Raw genomic sequence first — 18,296 nt, 5'->3', positions numbered from 1 at the left:
AGAAATTTGCTCATAAATCTCATTTCTTTCATTTTTATTTTTTTTAAAGTTAATATTCAAAGATATAGCGATGACATCGTTTTGTTAAAGATTAAACAAACTCAAAGGTACTAAGACACAAAGAATCACAAAGTTATTTTTTTTATAACACCTTAGTGTCTTCGTGTCTTCGTGGCAAGAAAACTTATTCAACCACAAATTTCTTAAAAAACAAAAAATTATCATCAATTGTACCGGTGAGATTATATACTCCCGGAGATAATTTACCAGCAGCATCAATTTCAATAGAATTTTCACCTTCATTCAATACAACTACCTGTAAGAAGTATTTTTTGCCGACTACATCGGTTATTACTATTCGTAAATGCTGATCCTTGCTTGTTTTTATAGTCAAATGCAGATCATCACCCTTAGTTGGGTTAGGGTATATACTAAAAATTTGATTTTCAGGCAGATAACTTACTCTTATTGCATCAAAATATTCTCTCTGTCCATCATGATCGGTCTGCAGGAGCCGATAATAAGAAGTTCCGAAAATCGGATTATTGTCAATTACGGTATAATACAACGTCATATTGCTGGTGCCGCCACCATCTATATTAACAAGATCTTCAAAACCTTGTACTGAACTTAGTGAAATATCCCCATCAGCGCTTCTTTGCACTGTAAAATAATCGTTATTAATTTCACTTGCTGTTGCCCACTCAATCACTACTTTGTCGCCTTCCAGCTCTGCAGTGAAGAATACCAGATCCACAGGTAATGCATTAACAGCAGCGCTATTTGACCCAAACGTAAAAGGACTGAATGAAGAAACAACCTGGCTCGTTACAGTACCTGCTACTACTGTTCCGGTCACACCACCGGCTTGTGTTTCATCAATCCAATTGGTACCATCAAATCTGGCAACGACTAAATCCGGCAGATCATTAATATCACTACGCGTACCATCTTCCCAGTATAAGGTAACTGTAACAGCATCTACTCCTGCAGTACGATTCAATATCCAGTGTTCTAATTTGCTCACATTGTTAAGCGTGCCTACTGAGACAGTATTGGCATACGTAGCATTGAAATATTGTGCCTCAAAGGCAGCAGTTAGCGTAGCAGGCGCTGAAATTCCAATGCGTGCCCAGATTATGCTGTCCCCCACAGGGAAAACAAATGCATCATTACCAACTTTTCGCATAGGTCCATCCACAAAGCTTGTAGATGAGCCGCTCGTAGAGGTTGCATTATCAGCAATGATCAAAATATTGGCAGATGTGGTATTGACTATTCCATTGGTAAGTATCAGGGAATCGTTTACAGTTACAGGCCCGCCCAAATTGATCCCGCTGCTATTATTAATCACCAGGTCATAAAAGGATTCGCCAGTGGTGTTTGTAATTGATTGTGCAGCAGAGCCTCTGAAAGTTACCTTGCCGATCTGAGCATTAAAAGTTCCGCTATTGGTCCAATTTCCCAGCATGTCAATACTATAATTGCTGGCAGCATCTACATCAAAAGTACTTGTGATATTCACATCACCATTTATGATGGTATTGCCTGTTAAGGTTTTTATGCCCGAACCTGTAATTGAAAGACCATGATAAGTAGATGCATTTGGAAGTTTTATACTTTGAGCAACAGCACCATAATAACTTACTAAGTTGTTTGCAGCAGATGCAAAAAACGTTCCTGTACTTAACATAATGCCACCAATGTTTAATGTAGAGCGTGTATCATTTACCCAGGTTGTTGTGCTTGCTGCACCTGTAATATCACCACCAAGTGTAATATTTCCTTGATTTGTAACGGCAATACCACTGCCTATCTGAAAACTTCCTGAAGATTTTGTTAACACAGCCGTTGATAATATAGTTTTAGCCCCTCCTGATATTATCAATGTTCCTGTATTGAAAATGTTACCGGCGCCATCAATGTTTGTACCTGCACCACTTAAGGTGAGGTTATTAGTACCATTATATTCTCCATTTAAGTTAAAATCGCCTGTAACTTCCAACCTTTTAGCCGCAGCATCAAAGACCCCTCCTGCTACTACTTCAAAATGATTTATTACCTCATTTGTGGTCAGGGTTACGGTATGCGTATTCTGAATTCGTATATTATCAAAAAAATCAGGAACACAATTGCAATCCCACGTAGCGGTTAGGTTCCAGGCACCATTTACGATGCTGTTTATTACTATATAAATATTTACATCAAGACCAACGGAGGGGGCATCACCACACCCGCTGCTGGCAACCACGCTGACATTACCTGCACCCGCAGCTCCCCAATCAACTGTAATACTATTTGTACCTTGTCCGGATACTATTGTGCCACCACCTGTTACACTCCAGGTATAAGGTGAATAACCAGGTCTTGCAGTTACAGAGTAGGGTACACCCGTGGTAAAAGCAGCAACGTTTGCTTTACCTGTGATCACAGAAGTAGGTAATGAATGAATATTTACAGCACGGCTGACCGGAGCGCCCTCCGAACAGGTATTGGTTTCAATCACTGTAACATCTCCAACCATACCGGCAGAGCCCCAGTCAACAGTGATGCTGTCACCATTATCTAAAACCTTTGTTCCTCCGGTAACTGTCCAGCTATAAAAGTTTGGCGGATTGTCTGTTACATAATAAAGGACACCGGTAACATCGGTACATACGCTGTCAGGCCCTGTAATCGTTGATGTAGCTGGTCCTGTACAATTTGTGGTATCACCAAAGGCATAATGAGCTGGCAGGGTGGAAGTGCCGGTACGTTTTGCAGTATTGCCAACTGCTGCAACGTGGGTACCTTCTGCGCTCCAGAGGCTTCCGGCATCGGCACGCGTTAATAAGCGGGTAGAAGCAACAATAGTAAAGCTGGTAAAACCATTACCGGTAGCTTCAATATCAAAACTGTTGGTGTTTAATCCATCACCGCCTGTTAAGCTCCAGTATCCTTCTACAAAAGTATTGTAAATTGTAACGCCTGCATCACTTAAAGACAAACCACTGTTGCCAGGGGCAGATGAAATAAACTCACCGGTAATGGTACCGCCTCCCCCCATCAAATTGGTGAGTGTATAATTAAAAGGCCGGTAATCAGCGCTTGTACCTAACGGCAAATTGTAGCCAACACCTATAGCATTTACCCATTTTTTATATTGGCCAACAACGGTTCCGGAAGTGTAAGCAAGCGCTCCGATATTCGCAATGCTGGTACCAACTGTAATAACATTTGTACCGGTAACAATATTACCCTGGTTCATAATAAGTGTTGTGGTGACAGTGATATTATCGTTGAGGATCAAATTTCCGCCCGTTTTATCAATTCTTAAAATATAAAAAGTTTCTCCCAGGGTATTTGTAATTGTTTGATCTGCAGTACCATCAAAAGTAACCGTACCTAATTGTTCATCAAATACTCCGCTGTTTGTCCAGTCTCCACCTATATTTAAGCTGTAATTATTAGTGACATCAACATCTAAAGTAACGCTGTTAATGGCTAAATTACCGGCTATGATAAGATTACCCATTAAGATTTTGATACCTGTCCCTGATAAGGAAAGATTGTAATAGGTGTTGGCAGTTGGTATTTTTATTGGCTGGTCACCTGAGCTATAGTAATTAATCGTATTGCCTGGAGCTGATGCGGTTAATACTCCAACAGGCAGCAAGGTATCACCCCCAAAATTCAATGTACTACCAACTGCATTGACCCATATAGAAGTAGTGGCATCCACACCATCCAATCTTTCAGCAGAAGTAATGGTACCATTATTGGTAACGGTAACACCGCTTCCAATCACAAAATCGCCAAATGCTTTGGTAAGGTTAGCGGTTGATAAGATCGTTTTAACTCCGTTTTCAAATACAAAATCACCAAAGTGTATGGTTCCTATACCATCTACACTAGCTCCTGGCGTATTCAAAGTGGTTCTGGCTGCAATGCTGCCTGCATGGGTGCCGTTATTGGTATAATTCCCTGTCACTATAACTCTCTTATTACTATTATTAAAAATTCCTCCGGTATTTATAGTAAAATTGGTAATGGTTTGGTTGCCTGCCGAATTTGGAATTGATACCGTATGGCCGGCTGCAATCACTATATCATCAGTGGCTAAAGGCACATAGCCGAGATCCCAGGTGGAAGCATCAGTCCAATTGCCGGTTTGTATAGAAGTTAGAACTGCTGCTTTAACCGAAGTGGTAGAGATGAGTAAGAGCATAGCGCATAGCGCATAGAGCATGGCGTTCAACGCTTTGGCCTTTGCTCCATACCATGCGTATGCGCCAAAAGAATAATCAGCAGAAGATTTCCTGATCTTGCCTGCCTGTCCCGAGTGCCCGGGACGCAGACAGGTAATTTTATTCAGAAAAAAACAGCTGCATTTTGCAGCTTGGGATGATATCAGGCACATAAGAAAACTTAAATACTCCATTTTGATAGAATGCAAATAGCTTTGATAAAAATGCAAATAGTAAAAATCTTCCTAAAAGTACAAATTAATGTTTTTAAAATACAAATTAAATTACGATTATTTTGACAAAAAGTTTACGTAATTTTGAAAATACGTAAATATGCGTACGTAATAAACCTGCGAATTATGACTTGTTGCTGTCAAACGGAAGCATTTGATCATAAAAAATGGCTTTAAAAGATGTTTTTATCATAAGACATTATTTTGGCAGGTTATTGTTTATGACCGTTTGTAGATCCGTTAATTTTATTAAAATTTAAAAAATTAAAATACGGTAAAAAAATATTTTAGTGTTCAATGAGGATTTGGTGGCAGGTGGTAACACCTGACAGCACTGAAACCAGAATCATGATCAACCATCTCTTTTAACAACTCTTCTAAAACTTTTCTGATTAAAGCTTAAACTTCTCTAAACGCTTCTTCTCATCCTTGTTATACATATCTTTCTTATCATCATTGTAGGATAAAAACCTACAAAAAATTAAAACAAAATCCTACAATATCAGAGTTTAAATCACACAATCCGGCAATTTAAATTACACAAAAAAAAGAGAATCTCTCTGACTGTTTTAGTCCTTCTGCCAAAACAATTTTCCGTAAACAAATTATTTAACATTAACTAAAATCTACTAATCATGGAAACAACAAAGATCAAATCCGGTTTAAAAAAGATGTACTTACAGGTCATTACGTTTGTCCTGCTCATCTTTAATTCTTATGCTCAGCACGGTACGGTTAACTCTTATCAGAAAATCAGTGCTGTTGAGGGAAATTTTTCAGGTACCCTAAATATTGCTGATCATTTTAGCTATTCTATCACTTCAATAGGAGACCTTGATGGAGATGGTATTACCGATATTGCAATAGGAGCATTAGACGATGAAGATGGTGGCAATGACAGAGGCGCTGTTTGGATACTATTTTTAAACGCAGATAAAACAGTAAACTCGTATCAAAAAATCAGTGATACCAAGGGAAATTTTACCGGTAATTTAGACAACTCGGACAGATTTGGAAGTTCTCTTACCTCACTGGGTGACCTTGATGGTGATGGAGTTACTGATATTGCAACAGGCGCAAGGTTTGACGATGACGGCCCTGGCGGTAATAATGACAGAGGAGCTGTTTGGATATTATTTCTAAATAGTAACGGTACAGTAAAATCACATCAAAAGATCAGTGATACTAAAGGAGGATTCACGGGAACATTAGATGATACAGATCTATTCGGAAATTCAGTTACATCATTAGGAGACCTGGATGGAGATGGTATTACTGATATTGCTGTTGGTGCACAAAATGATGACGATGGAGGCACTAACCGAGGCGCTGTTTGGATATTATTTCTAAATCAAGACGGAACAGTAAAATCACATCAAAAAATCAGTGATACCCAGGGGAATTTTGCCGGTATACTTGATAATACCGATAGTTACGGCAGCTCGGTTGCCTCAATCGGAGATCTGGATGGAGATGGAGTTACAGACATTATAATAGGAGCCTACCAGGATGATGATGGCGGTTATAACAGGGGGGCAATCTGGGTATTATTTATGAATCCTGACGGCACGGTAAAATCTCATCAAAAAATTAGCAATACACAGGGAAATTTTACCGGGATCATGGATAATTATGATTTTTTGGGTTATTCTATTAGCTCACTCGGAGATCTGGACGGAGATGGAGTTACCGATATCCTTGCAGGAACTCTCGGAGATGATGATGGGGGAAATAACAGGGGTGCTGTATGGGTATTATTTTTAAATACAGACGGTAGTGTAAAATCATTTCAAAAAATTAGTTCTACACAGGGGAATTTTACCGACATTCTTAATAATGATGATTTTTGGGGATGGTCTGTTGGCTCACTCGGAGATCTGAATGGAGACAGTCTCCCTGAAATTGCTGTAGGTGCGTATGGCGATGATGATGGAACTGGTACAGGTAATACCAGTAGAGGAGCAGTATGGGTGCTCTCGTTAAATAAGGATGTAGTCTTACCGATAGAACTGCTCTCTTTCTCTGGTTCTACCATCAACCCCAATGCTGTATTATTAACATGGGAAACTAACACGGAAACAAATAATGACTACTTTACGATCGAAAGAAGTAACAATAGTGCAGCGTTTGAATCCATCGCTGAAATTAAAGGGGCAGGTAATAGCAACACTAAACAGCATTATACTTACAGAGATGAAAACCCTCTATATGGAATATCTTATTATCGTCTTAAACAGACAGATTTTGATGGTAATTTTTCCTACTCTCAGATAGTATCAGTAACATTAACAAATGAATCATTTGAACTTATAAATGTGAAACCTAATCCTACTGAGGCAATAGCAGTCATTTCCTATAATTCTAACGCTACCGGAATAGTAATTTTAAAAATTTATAAACTGAATGGAGAAGTTATGTTGAATAATCCATTTGAAACAACGCAAGGAATTAATGAAATTGTTATAAATGTTTCGAGCTATCAAAAAGGTATGTATTTCATTGCGTTGGAAAATGAGACTAATAATAGCATTCGATCAAAATTAGTTAAGTATTAATTAGTGATATTTCTATACCTGTAATTTCAGGAATAGAGCTTACTAAAACTATAAGCAAAAATTATCCCTTGACTAAAGTATTGATTTTGTCAATTCACAATAAAGGGGAATACGTTATAAAGGCTATTGATACAGGTACTTCCGGATATTTGTCAAAGATACTGATAAAGAAGAATTAATCACTGCTATACATTCTGTTGGCAGCGATCAACGATATATTGGAAAATAACATTTCTGATCTAATTAAAAAGCCCAAAAGAAAAAAAGAAAACAACAAAAAAGTCTGACAGTGGTTTTTTTCTATAAAAAATACAACTTTTCTATTTTTATTACTATAAAAAATACTACTTTTTCTAAATATTATCTAAATATTGAAACATTTTTCTATATTTATAAGTATAAGTAAAACTCATTAATAAAATTATTGTTAACCAATGTGGCAATTGAAAATGAATTTAAAAGTTTAAACTCAATATAAAATAATAGAAATTACTATATATTTAAATAGTCTGTTTATGATAAAGATATTAATAGCTGATGATCATACTATTGTACGTGTAGGTTTAAAGCAGATGATTGGAGAGCAATTCGATATGAAAGTAATAGGAGAGGCAGTAGACGGAATGGAGGCAATAGAAAAAGTGCAGTCTTTGGCTCCTAACATTCTTATTTTGGATATATTAATGCCTGGATTAAATGGTATAGAAATACTGAAACAACTAAAAAAAGACTTTCCTAAACTTTATGTTATAATGTTTAGCATACATGGTGAAGATCTGTTTGCCGTTCGTTCACTTAAGGCGGGTGCTTCAGCATATCTTTCAAAAGATATGGAGCTTGACAAAATTATAGAAACTATCAGGGTTGTTTCTACGGGGAGGAAATATATTAGCAATGAAATTGTTGAACAATTAGTTTATGAACTGAATAGGGAGCATGATAAACCACCCCATGAGCTGTTATCCGACAGAGAGTTTGAGGTTCTACGTTTGATCGGGGCTGGTAAAACAAATTCTCAGATTGCTGAAGAATTATTTTTAAGTGTAAAAACGATCAGTACTTTTCGTGCCCGCATTTTAGAAAAAATGAACCTAAAGAACAATTCTCAATTAACACATTATGTGATCCAGCATAGTCTGCTTGAAGAAATTCCTTAAACCTTTCTGTAATCGTAATTCATCATTCGTAAATTCTCACCGTTCCCGCCCCATGATAAGAATGATACTCCCCGTTATACATCGCATCGGCTCCAACAGGGCCCATCTGGAAAACACCTTTGGAAACTGCTCTCACCACATAGTAATAGTTCCGGGCAGTCCCTCTAACGGTAGTAAACAGATTGATCCTGTCATCCCTTATGTCAAAGTGTTCGGGGTACGAAGCTGTAGCTGGCAGCTTTAGGTCGGGCATGGTGTTGATGCGCGGGTTTTCGATCTCAAACCCTGCGGGCAGCATGTCTGTGATCACTACATTGTCTATGGTAGAACCATCCAAAGAGTTAATGGTTAATTTAACCACAACCAGGTCATTTTGCCTGAAACTATTATTGGTGATCATACGGCCATTTCTGTCGTAAAAAGATTTTCTCACTTTGATAAAGCTATCCTCCTGTTTATATTCTCCGCTCGCACTAAGGCCTTCAACTTCCCAGAAATAATAAAGATTGCCTTCTCCTTTGGCAACAACGGTAACTTTTTGCCCTTTTATACCTTTACTTAAATGCAAATCTTCACCACTGAAACCTGCAACCTGTTTTCCTTTAACTTTCACATCTGCCGTGATATTGTGTTTACTTGCCATTTGAGCCAATTTACCCAAGGCAAGAACAGCAAAAGACCTTTCCTGGGTAGATAAATACCTGCTCTTTTTCATTTGCTGTGATAAATGCCTTGCCATGATCCCTATCTGTACATTTTGCGGGTCAGCTTCCAGCAGCGCATTCAAGGCAATCGCTTCGTCTCTTATGTAAGAATAAAAGCTTCCACCGAATACAGGCTTGGATATCTCGCCCGAAAAATTTTTTGGTAACAATATTCTATAGCCCGATGCATCTCCGGATAACAAATAGCTGCAGGCCAGCATATACCTTGAATCAAGCGCCATCAGATCCGTGCGCGACTTATAATAATTCATAGTAGAAAGATCACGCTTGCCGGCCATCGTTAATACATATAAAGAATAAAAAATTTCTTTGGGTGCGATCTTTTTACTTCTATAGACGCCACTCTCATCATAATAATAGTATTTTTCTGTTTTTTTATTTTTTACCTTTTTTTCAAGATAGCTGTATATCCTGTCTAATATTTTGGCGTCTAATTCAAAACCAGCCTTTTTGGCTTCATACAGGAAATGCGCTGCGTACACCGTTGACCACCAGCTTGCCCTGCTGCCTCCCGGCCAATAAGCTAATGAGCCATCGTACAACTGCATGGTCTGTATCTTGCGGATCGCTTCCTGTACATTATAGTTCGGATTGGAACGCTGCATTTTCTTAATTCCTATTGACTTCACAAGGTCATGGAAATAGATCTGGGGAAATGCTTTGGAAACCGTTTGCTCTATGCAGCCATACGGATAGCCCAGCAGGTAATTCAGGTCTTCCGTAAATTGTATCATAGGCGATTTGCTGATGATCAGCTTAGCTTCCACGGTGGAGGGAATGAAGTCGTTTCCCAGGTCTATGGTCTGGCTTTTTCCTGCAGGTACAAGACCCGATCCGCTCAACTTCAATAAAGAAGCGGCCGGCCTGACAGTGATGTCAATTTTTTCTGTGAATTTTTCATTTAATGCATTTACAATCACTTTTACTTCACCTGCACCGATCTCACGTTTTGAAAAAACTTTAAATTGTACCTGGCGTTCACTGTTTGCCTTCAGGTTCACGCTTTGTTCTTTTTTACCGATTATTTTTAGCGGGCCTTTCACGCTGATTGTTGCTTTTGCACTGGTATTTTTGGCTGTTGTATTCGTGATCGTTACAGGTACCAGCACCGTGTCACCAGGACTTAAAAACCTTGGCAGTGCAGCGCTTACTACTACAGGGTCTGCTACTTTCATATGCTTGTCAGCAGCCCCAAAAGCATTATCTTTCCAGGCAGCAGCCATGATCCTCAGATCACCGGAAAATTGGGGGATATCTATCGTATAGCATGCCTCTCCTTTGCTGTTCGTTTTCAAAATACCACTCCAGAACGCCAGCAGCTTCACCCTTTTACTGGTCAGCGGGTTGACGCGTTTTTCCAGGTCATAGCCCCCGGCTCCGTAGCTTTCTTTGCTGATCCTCAGCTCAGGGAATAATTTCGGGTATATGTCATAGGAATTAACCTCCAGGGCCTTTTTGCGGAAAAAGAATTTATAGGGGTCGGGAGTCTGATAATTCTTGATCTGGAGAATTCCTTCATCAACAACCGCTACAGTAAGCTCAATATTGGATTTGGGAAGGCTTTTAATGCATATCTTTTGTTTTCTTTTTGAACGCGATTTTTCAACGGCATGGATCGTTACCGGCAATTTATGAACCTGCTTTTCTGCAAACAAAGGAACAAAGCCGTGGGCTACTGTCAATGGTATGGCGTCATCTGTTACCGGCTTGATCAAGGTAGCAGTCACATAAGCATTGGGTAAATATTCCTCTTTGACCGGCAATGATATGGAGGCCGATTTTTTATCCGTATTGACGTAGAAATGATCAAAAACTTTATTTCTTTCTACAGTTACCAGCAGCTTTCCAGAAAATGGCGTTTTAAACAGTATCTTTGCATCGTCACCAACCTTATACTTGTCTTTATCCAGCTCAATGGTAACCTGCCCTTCTTTGTCAACTTCAAATGATGTGGATTCGGTACGTCCCCAGCCATAGGCATAGAAATATTGTTTTACATAGGAATCTGTTCCCTGCTTGCTAATCCTGACTTCATATTCACCGGAAATAGTGGGCTTATAAGCAAAATATGTTTTTATACCGCTGATATCCATCATTCTCTCTTCCATCACTTCTTCTTTCTTTTGAGAAACATAACGGTACTTTCCTGATCTTCGCTTCTCAATTACGGTATGCCACGTTCTTTTGATGATCTGTACCCTTGCCGGAATATTCTGCAACACCGTTCCATCATTATTAATTGCAATGAGCGGTATTCTCAACGCCTTATTAGTGGCAACATAAGTATCAAAATATTTGATACCATAGAAAACATCCTGCGTGACCACATCGAAGCTATTGATCCTGTTAACAGGCCTGCCTGTTTCATCAAATACGGTTACATATACTTTGCCTGAAAGCATTCCCATGTTTTCATATACTTCAGGGATATGGAATTCCTCAATAGCTACCCCATTCTCATCTGTTTTACCTTCCCGGTATTCCCGGTCAAAAGAGGTATTATCCGTGCCGCTGATATAAAAGTTATAATCCCGCAGTCCTTTAGGCGAAAAATATTTCCTGTTAAATACCATTTCCATCTCATAATTCCTGTTCGCAGCAGGCGGGCCGAACAGGTTTAAGGCAGTTGCTGATACTTCAAGGTCTTCACCCGGATGTAATGGACGCACACGCCCGTCCACAACATTATTGAGGGTAACATTGACCTTGATCCTGTCGGGCATAAATTCTTCTACGCTGATATATTCGGAATTCAGCAATACATCATTTGAAGAATAAACTTCTAACGTATAGGTTCCGGTAACGGTAGATGAAGACAGCTCAATGGAAGTTTCAAATGCACCCTGGCTGTTTAATTTGCCTTTGATCAATCTATACTCTTTCCCATTGGGTAAAAGCAATTTCAGCTTGATGGGGATCTTCCCCACAGGTTCCCATTTTTCATTCCTGATAATTGTGTTGACATGGATGGTTTCTCCCGGCCTGTAAATATTGCGGTCGCCATAGATGAACGCCTGGTAGCCGGCAGGATTTTCCCGGCTGCCACCCACTTCGTATCTTGAATTTTCAACTTTTGACTGCCTGAAATGCAGGTAGGTAAAATCTTCGCCATCCCTGGCTGTTACCATTTTAATATTAAAGCCGGCAGCTTTTTTGCGGATGTCTTTAAAAACAGCCACCCCGTCATTATCTGTGTTTAGATTGTAAACAAACTGGTTGTTTGAACTCACCAATCCAACATCAATGCCTGCCAACGGTTCTGCCGTTAAAATTGAATTGGCAAATACCAGGATGGCGTTCTTTGTTTCTTTAACAATGAGCCCGACATCAGAAATGGCAACAGTTTGGGACGCCTTGAGCCAGCGGTCTTCTTTGGAGCTTACCTCTATTACAAATATTCCCTTAAATTGGTTAATATCACGGAAATTCAGGTTTAATAAGCTGGCCGCATTTAACTTTTTGAGGTCTTTAGTTTTGTAGTCCCTGTCGAGCACCACATCGCCCCATGTACCAAGATTTGAGCTGCCATACCAATAATAATCATCATAATAGTCGTCATGGTAATTGAAGGCGCCGGAACTTTTCAGAAAGGCCAGGATATTATTTTTATATATCTTGTAAATTTTTACATTAACCGTGGGAATATTGACGATCTTGATCCCCACATTTTTTGTTCCTTTGCCGGTAAGGTAGATCGCTTTTTTAGCAGTGAATCTTATGTCAGGCTCCACTTCACCAAAAACAACGAACTGTTCATGGTCTTTGCCTAACCGGCTTCCGAAGATCCCTTTTATATCTTTAGAAATTGTTAATTCATACGTAGTTTCTGTCTTAAAATCGCCTTTTACCAGGAAGCCATATTCAAGTTTTTCTATTTTGAAGGCAATGTATGGCTGAAAAGTGACCCGGCTTCTGATATTTTTATCTTCAACACCTTGGTTGGTATAAACATGAATGATCCCCCGTTCGCCATCGTGTTCGGTGGTCACCTGTGTGATCTGGAATTTGCCTTTGTCGGGTATTTTGGTTGTCAGCTCAATCTTTTCCTTGCTTATCCAATCACTTTCAATACATTTTAAACCTTTGTCAATGACTATTTTCAATGAAAGGTTATCAAACTTCTTATCCGCAGGTTCATCCACCGCAACTTCTATCGTATGTGCGATGGAGGAGCTGTTCATAATAAAATCCCTTTCTTTGCCATCAACCTTTATGTGTAATAACCGGGCAAGCTCCTGGTGGTTTACCTTATAGTTAAAATTCAGGTTGATACGCGCCTGTATTTTTCCTGAAGTTTTTGCCCAAAAGATATCTGTACCCAATAAGTCAAGGTAAGGAGTGTGGAAGGGAATAATCCGTTCAGACGGTAAGGAATTGACTTTCGTTGCAAAATTCAATAATTTTTCAGTAAACTCACCCTTATATTCTGTGCTGGCAGCAAATCCAAGATCAGGAGAGAATACTAATTCGCTGGGGCTGGTCCATTGAAATTTACCTAACACCGGAGGTGTAAATTTTATGTATTCGGTCTTATTCCAGAGGTTACACAATGAATCGGGCATCAGGTCTTTATTAAAAATAAAGACCAGGTTTTGCCGCAGCTCGATTTCTTCGGCAAAGTTCTTATCAGTGACCTTTAATCTGCCGCCACTGCAGGCAGCAAGGATCATGGTGGCTGCAATTGCTAAGTTTTTAATAGAATTTTTCATGATTATAAAAAATTATCTAATGGGCATCTCTAAAAACTACATATTTTTTAAAACACACCCCTTGCCCCTCTTGATAGAGGGGAATGTATGGTGTAGTTTTTAGAGATGCCCTAATGGAGTGAAGGTTAATAATGGGTGAAAGGTAAGAAATCTCTTTTAAAAACAAGTATTTGTAATAAATATTTTTCAAATTACCTGGATGTATGGTCATATTGTCTGATGCCTAATCATTTTCATTTTTTGGTAGAAGTTAAAGAAAAAAACGTTTCGACAGGAAACCTTCGGAAATCTCAGGTGGCCTGCAGGGAGGAGATTTCCGAAGTTTGTGTTGGGAATAAGAAAACTTCGGAAATTCCCTCCCATATTCCATCTGAAATTTCCGAAGGTACCTTAGGAATAAATTTTTGAAGGCAGGATAGATAATTCTTTTTTTTCACCTGTAGCTTCATTCTCGAAAAGAACTTTACCCCTATCCCCATTTTGTAATAATTGTTTATTAGCGTTGAGTAGTTCAATACCATATATACTACCATCAGTATCAATATCTATTATTACTTCATCACTAATTTTTATAGACTCAACTTCTGTTTTTTTTTCTTTGAAGTAAATATAAGCGATATTATATCGGGGATCATATGTTAATTTCATAATATTTTTTTTAAAAATAACGGGTAATAACAGTTATAACAAGCCAATCATCATTTTCTTTTACGGCAAAAACTTCGACTTGTTTTGTTTCATAAAATCTTCCCTTCCACTGCTGTTTAAAAGAGAAATTACGCCTGAAACCCTTTCTTCCTAATTTCGCAGGAAATACTTCTCCTTTTTCAACCGTGGCTGTTACCTCTTTCTTATTAGCACCGCGTAATAGCATGCGCTCCAGCGCATGAGGATGTAAATTTACAGACATATCTCTGACTTTTCATCTAAGGGTAGTCAAACCCCCTCAGCCACCACTTCCTTCACCTCCGGAACCATCTGTTTAAAAAGGTTTTCTATCCCTTGCTTTAATGTTATTGCAGAAGAAGGGCAGCCGCTGCAGGCGCCCTGCAGGTTTACCTTAACAACACCATCCTGAAATGAGTCAAAACTAATATTGCCGCCATCCATTTCAACCGCAGGACGGACATACTGTTCTAAAACATTCTTTATTTTCTTTACTATTTCAGAATCAGGAGCCCCTCCTCCACTATTCCTTACCGAATCGGTGAATTGCTTCGTTTTCCTTCTCTCCGTTTCTCCGATTCCCCGTTTCTCCGATTCAGGTGGGCCGGGAGTTAGAGGGGGGCTGCTGCGCGGTATTGGCTTTCCTGCTTCAAGATAACTCTTAATAAAATCTTTAAGCGAAGGAGCAATATCTTCCCAGCTTGTATTCTCATCCTTTGTGATGGTAACAAAATTGGATGCAAAAAACACACGCCTTACGAACGGGAACTGAAATAACGCCAATGCCAATGGTGCGTCAGCAGCGCTGCTGACATCGGGATAATCAAAGCTGCTGCCTTCAGGCGCCAACATAAAATCAGCGACAAACTTCAGCGAGTTTGGATTGGGGTTGGCTTCTGTGTAAATCGTTATGGGTTTTTGTTGAGTTTCCATTATTTTTATTTTTTTTTACAAATATAATATTTTTTACCCCTATGCCAAACTTTTTTTTTATAATTTTGTGTTTTCTTTTCTGGATAAATTACTTTTTACTTCAAATATCATGGAACTTATTGAAAAAAAATGTGTGGCATGCGAAGGAGGTATTCCTCCTATTAAAGGGACAGAGATCCGGGAATATCTTTCGCAGCTTAAAAATCTGTGGGAAGTGATTGATGAAACCAAAATTCAACGCAACTTTGTATTTAAAGATTTCATTGAAGCGATGAAATTTGTAAATTCACTCGCTGAGTTAGCTGAAAAAGAAGGACATCATCCCGATATTCATATACATTATAATGAAGTAACAATTGTATTATGGACGCATGCTATCGGTGGCTTGTCTGAAAATGATTTTATTTTAGCCGCAAAAATTGATGCGTTATAACACAACATTTTACTAATGACGAATTAAGAAGTATCCCGAGTGCTCGGGATCATTCGTGTTTCGTACTTCGTCAATTACAAATGACAAACAAAAAACGCCATATCGCCATCCTTGGTTCAACAGGTTCTATCGGAACACAGGCATTGGATGTTATTCGTAATAATCCTGATTTTTTTGTGATAGAAATATTAACCGCCAATAATAATGCTGAGCTGCTCATCAGGCAGGCGATTGAATTTAACCCTAACGCTGTTGTAATAGTAAATGAAACAAAATACAAACAGGTTTTTGAAGCCCTTGATCCAAAAGGGATTAAAGTATTTGCAGGCGAAAAGTCTTTGACACAAATAGTTGAATTTGATTCTATTGATATTGTATTGACTGCGCTTGTAGGTTATATAGGCTTAAAACCTATCTTACAAGCAATAGAATCAGGTAAAACAATAGCCCTTGCCAATAAAGAGACGCTGGTAGTGGCAGGCGAGCTCATTACCAAACTTGCTGAAGAAAAGCAAGTCAAAATTTTACCCGTAGATTCAGAACATTCAGCAATTTTTCAGTGTTTAGTAGGCGAAGATCATAACCCCATACAAAAGATCATTCTAACCGCATCAGGCGGCCCGTTCAGAGGGAAAAAATTAAACGATCTTAAGACAGTAACAAAGGAAAAGGCTTTGGCTCATCCTAATTGGGATATGGGCGCCAAGATCACCATAGATTCGGCAACATTAATGAACAAGGGCTTTGAGGTGATCGAGGCAAAGTGGTTGTTTGACGTGGAAACGAACCAGATAGAGGTAGTCATTCATCCCCAATCAATTATTCATTCCATAGTCCAGTTTGAAGACGGCTCTATGAAAGCTCAAATGGGACTACCCGATATGAGGATCCCTATACAATATGCCTTAAGTTTTCCATACAGACTAAAATCAGATTTTCCGAGGTTCAGTTTTACAGAATATCCCAATTTGACTTTTGAAAAACCAGACCTGGATACTTTCAAAAACCTTGACCTTGCTTATTTCGCACTCAATAAAGGGGGTAACGCGGCTTGTATATTAAATGCAGCCAACGAAATCGCGGTCAGCGCCTTTTTAAAGGAAAAATTAAATTTCCTGAAAATTTCAGAAATTATTGAAAGTTGTATGGATAAAGTACCCTATATTGCCAGCCCGTCTTTGGAAGATTATGTAGAGACAGATACTGAAACCAGGAATAAAGCCTTGGAACTAGTAAATTCGTAGGCATCTTTGAAAAACTTAAATAAATATGGAACTAATAATAAATACCACTTACTTATTACTTGACATATCAATATTGAATTTTGATAAGGTCATAAGTGTCACCACTATGATAGCCCAGTTGCTTCTGGCCTTATCAATTTTGGTCATTTTGCACGAATTAGGTCATTATGTAGCTGCCAGGATATTTGGAATTAAAGTCGAAAAATTTTACCTGTTTTTCGATGCCTGGGGAGTAAAGCTTTTTAGTTTTAAAAAAGGAGATACTGAATATGGCATTGGCTGGCTACCGTTAGGTGGATATGTTAAAATTGCCGGAATGATCGATGAATCTATGGACACTGACGCGATGAAAAAGCCTCCGCAGCCCTGGGAATTTCGATCCAAACCAGCCTGGAAGCGGCTGATAGTTATGTTGGCCGGAGTTACGGTCAATGTGATCCTTGGCATTGTCATTTTTTCACTAATGACTTTTAGATATGGCGACAATTACTTACCGATTGACCAGGCAAAATATGGTATTGTTGCCCATAAGCTTGGTCAGGAAATCGGTTTACAAACAGGAGATAAAATAATTGCAATAAATGGTCAAAAGGTTAACCGGTTTAGTGAGCTGACAAGCACTAAAGTTCTATTGGGTGATAATGTTGTACTGAATGTAGAGAGAAGTGGTAAAATGATTGATGTCCCTCTGCCTGCTGATTTTCTTGAAAGAATGCAAGAAACCAAAGGAACTAAATTTATTGATTACCGCTTTACTTTTTATGTGAAAGAAGTAATACCGGGTAGTAATGCCCAAAAAGCAGGATTATTAGCGAATGATAAGATAATTTCCGTTAATGGCAAACCTGTTAATTTCTTCGATGAAATTGTTGAGATTTTGGGACATTATAAAGCCCAGAAGGCTAATTTAATAATTGACCGAAAGGGTAAAGAGATAAAATTATCAGCACAAGTTGATGATGATGGTAAATTGGGGTTCATCCCCGAAATAACTGATGATTTTAAATTTAAACATATTGAATACGGACTTCTTGAATCTATTGTAAAGGGAAACTCTAAATCCTGGGATATTTTATTTGCAAATATAATAGCTTTTGGCAAGATCATCAGAGGTGAATTATCATTTTCAAAATCTGTGTCTGGCCCAATTGACATTGCTAAACATTTTGGTGGGGTATGGGTGTGGTATAAATTTTGGTTACTTACCGGTATGTTATCTATGATCCTGGCTTTTATCAATGTACTGCCCATACCTGCCTTAGACGGAGGGCATGCCGCCTTCTTAAGTATTGAAGCAGTTTCGGGGAAAAAATTCAGTGATAAATTTATGATAAATGCACAGGTCATAGGAATGGTAATATTATTCTCTTTTATGGCATTTGTTATTGGAAATGATGTGGTGAAATTATTTTAAA

The 18,296-nt window shown here is 38.7% G+C and carries 12 protein-coding genes; 7 read left to right on the top strand and 5 right to left on the bottom strand.

Going from position 1 to position 18,296, the window contains the following annotated elements; all coding sequences use genetic code 11:
- Positions 1-184: 184 nt before the first annotated feature.
- Positions 185-4,420, bottom strand: coding sequence for a T9SS type A sorting domain-containing protein (locus tag FVQ77_00140; protein ID MBW8048757.1), 4,236 nt, complete (start codon positions 4,418-4,420; stop codon positions 185-187).
- Between the two features lie 674 nt (positions 4,421-5,094).
- Between FVQ77_00140 and FVQ77_00135 the strand changes: the two genes are divergently transcribed.
- The 3 genes from FVQ77_00135 (at position 5,095) to FVQ77_00125 (ending at position 8,171) form a co-directional block, all read left to right on the top strand.
- Positions 5,095-7,014, top strand: coding sequence for a T9SS type A sorting domain-containing protein (locus FVQ77_00135; protein ID MBW8048756.1), 1,920 nt, complete (start codon positions 5,095-5,097; stop codon positions 7,012-7,014).
- Entirely contained in the window at positions 7,014-7,193 is a 180-nt protein-coding gene (locus tag FVQ77_00130; protein MBW8048755.1) for a response regulator, read from the top strand. The genes FVQ77_00135 and FVQ77_00130 overlap by 1 nt, the downstream gene beginning before the upstream one ends.
- A 336-nt stretch (positions 7,194-7,529) precedes the next feature.
- Complete coding sequence (locus FVQ77_00125; protein MBW8048754.1) at positions 7,530-8,171, top strand: response regulator transcription factor; 642 nt, start codon at positions 7,530-7,532, stop codon at positions 8,169-8,171.
- Between the two features lie 22 nt (positions 8,172-8,193).
- Here FVQ77_00125 and FVQ77_00120 read toward each other — a convergent pair whose 3' ends face one another.
- Complete coding sequence (locus tag FVQ77_00120) at positions 8,194-13,605, bottom strand: alpha-2-macroglobulin family protein (protein ID MBW8048753.1); 5,412 nt, start codon at positions 13,603-13,605, stop codon at positions 8,194-8,196.
- A 135-nt stretch (positions 13,606-13,740) separates the two neighbouring features.
- Between FVQ77_00120 and FVQ77_00115 the strand changes: the two genes are divergently transcribed.
- Positions 13,741-14,013 (top strand): hypothetical protein, encoded by a 273-nt coding sequence (locus FVQ77_00115; GenBank protein ID MBW8048752.1) that lies wholly within the window; start codon positions 13,741-13,743, stop codon positions 14,011-14,013.
- Here the strand turns inward: FVQ77_00115 and FVQ77_00110 are convergent.
- From FVQ77_00110 to FVQ77_00100, 3 genes are read right to left on the bottom strand one after another with little or no spacing between them, the layout of a single operon-like run.
- Positions 13,996-14,253: a DUF2283 domain-containing protein gene (locus tag FVQ77_00110; protein ID MBW8048751.1), complete on the bottom strand. Its 258-nt coding sequence runs from the start codon at positions 14,251-14,253 to the stop codon at positions 13,996-13,998. The two genes, FVQ77_00115 and FVQ77_00110, sit on opposite strands and share 18 nt — an antisense overlap.
- A gap of 10 nt (positions 14,254-14,263) precedes the next feature.
- Positions 14,264-14,515 (bottom strand): DUF4258 domain-containing protein, encoded by a 252-nt coding sequence (locus FVQ77_00105; protein ID MBW8048750.1) that lies wholly within the window; start codon positions 14,513-14,515, stop codon positions 14,264-14,266.
- A 26-nt stretch (positions 14,516-14,541) separates the two neighbouring features.
- Positions 14,542-15,207, bottom strand: coding sequence for a NifU family protein (locus FVQ77_00100; GenBank protein ID MBW8048749.1), 666 nt, complete (start codon positions 15,205-15,207; stop codon positions 14,542-14,544).
- Between the two features lie 106 nt (positions 15,208-15,313).
- Between FVQ77_00100 and FVQ77_00095 the strand changes: the two genes are divergently transcribed.
- The 3 genes from FVQ77_00095 (at position 15,314) to rseP (ending at position 18,295) form a co-directional block, all read left to right on the top strand.
- Positions 15,314-15,637 (top strand): 4a-hydroxytetrahydrobiopterin dehydratase, encoded by a 324-nt coding sequence (locus FVQ77_00095; GenBank protein MBW8048748.1) that lies wholly within the window; start codon positions 15,314-15,316, stop codon positions 15,635-15,637.
- Positions 15,638-15,717: 80 nt separating this feature from the next.
- The gene (locus FVQ77_00090; protein ID MBW8048747.1) at positions 15,718-16,881 is read left to right on the top strand and encodes a 1-deoxy-D-xylulose-5-phosphate reductoisomerase; all 1,164 of its coding nucleotides are present in this window, start codon (positions 15,718-15,720) and stop codon (positions 16,879-16,881) included.
- Positions 16,882-16,987: 106 nt separating this feature from the next.
- Complete coding sequence (gene rseP, locus FVQ77_00085) at positions 16,988-18,295, top strand: RIP metalloprotease RseP (GenBank protein MBW8048746.1); 1,308 nt, start codon at positions 16,988-16,990, stop codon at positions 18,293-18,295.
- Position 18,296 lies beyond the last annotated feature (1 nt).

The organism is Cytophagales bacterium (assembly GCA_019456305.1).
Classification (GTDB): Bacteria; Bacteroidota; Bacteroidia; order Cytophagales; family VRUD01; genus VRUD01.
Note: the sequence above shows the minus strand (reverse complement) of the source record. Positions and strands in the feature narration are given on the sequence as shown.

Bases quoted from the DNA above. Each gene is read 5' to 3' on its own strand.
- FVQ77_00120 (MBW8048753.1), bottom strand. From the start codon at position 13,605: ATGAAAAATTCTATTAAAAACTTAGCAATTGCAGCCACCATGATCCTT.
- FVQ77_00135 (MBW8048756.1), top strand. From the start codon at position 5,095: ATGGAAACAACAAAGATCAAATCCGGTTTAAAAAAGATGTACTTACAG.
- FVQ77_00110 (MBW8048751.1), bottom strand. From the start codon at position 14,253: ATGAAATTAACATATGATCCCCGATATAATATCGCTTATATTTACTTC.
- FVQ77_00105 (MBW8048750.1), bottom strand. From the start codon at position 14,515: ATGTCTGTAAATTTACATCCTCATGCGCTGGAGCGCATGCTATTACGC.
- rseP (MBW8048746.1), top strand. From the start codon at position 16,988: ATGATAGCCCAGTTGCTTCTGGCCTTATCAATTTTGGTCATTTTGCAC.
- FVQ77_00125 (MBW8048754.1), top strand. From the start codon at position 7,530: ATGATAAAGATATTAATAGCTGATGATCATACTATTGTACGTGTAGGT.
- FVQ77_00095 (MBW8048748.1), top strand. From the start codon at position 15,314: ATGGAACTTATTGAAAAAAAATGTGTGGCATGCGAAGGAGGTATTCCT.
- FVQ77_00140 (MBW8048757.1), bottom strand. From the start codon at position 4,420: ATGGAGTATTTAAGTTTTCTTATGTGCCTGATATCATCCCAAGCTGCA.
- FVQ77_00090 (MBW8048747.1), top strand. From the start codon at position 15,718: ATGACAAACAAAAAACGCCATATCGCCATCCTTGGTTCAACAGGTTCT.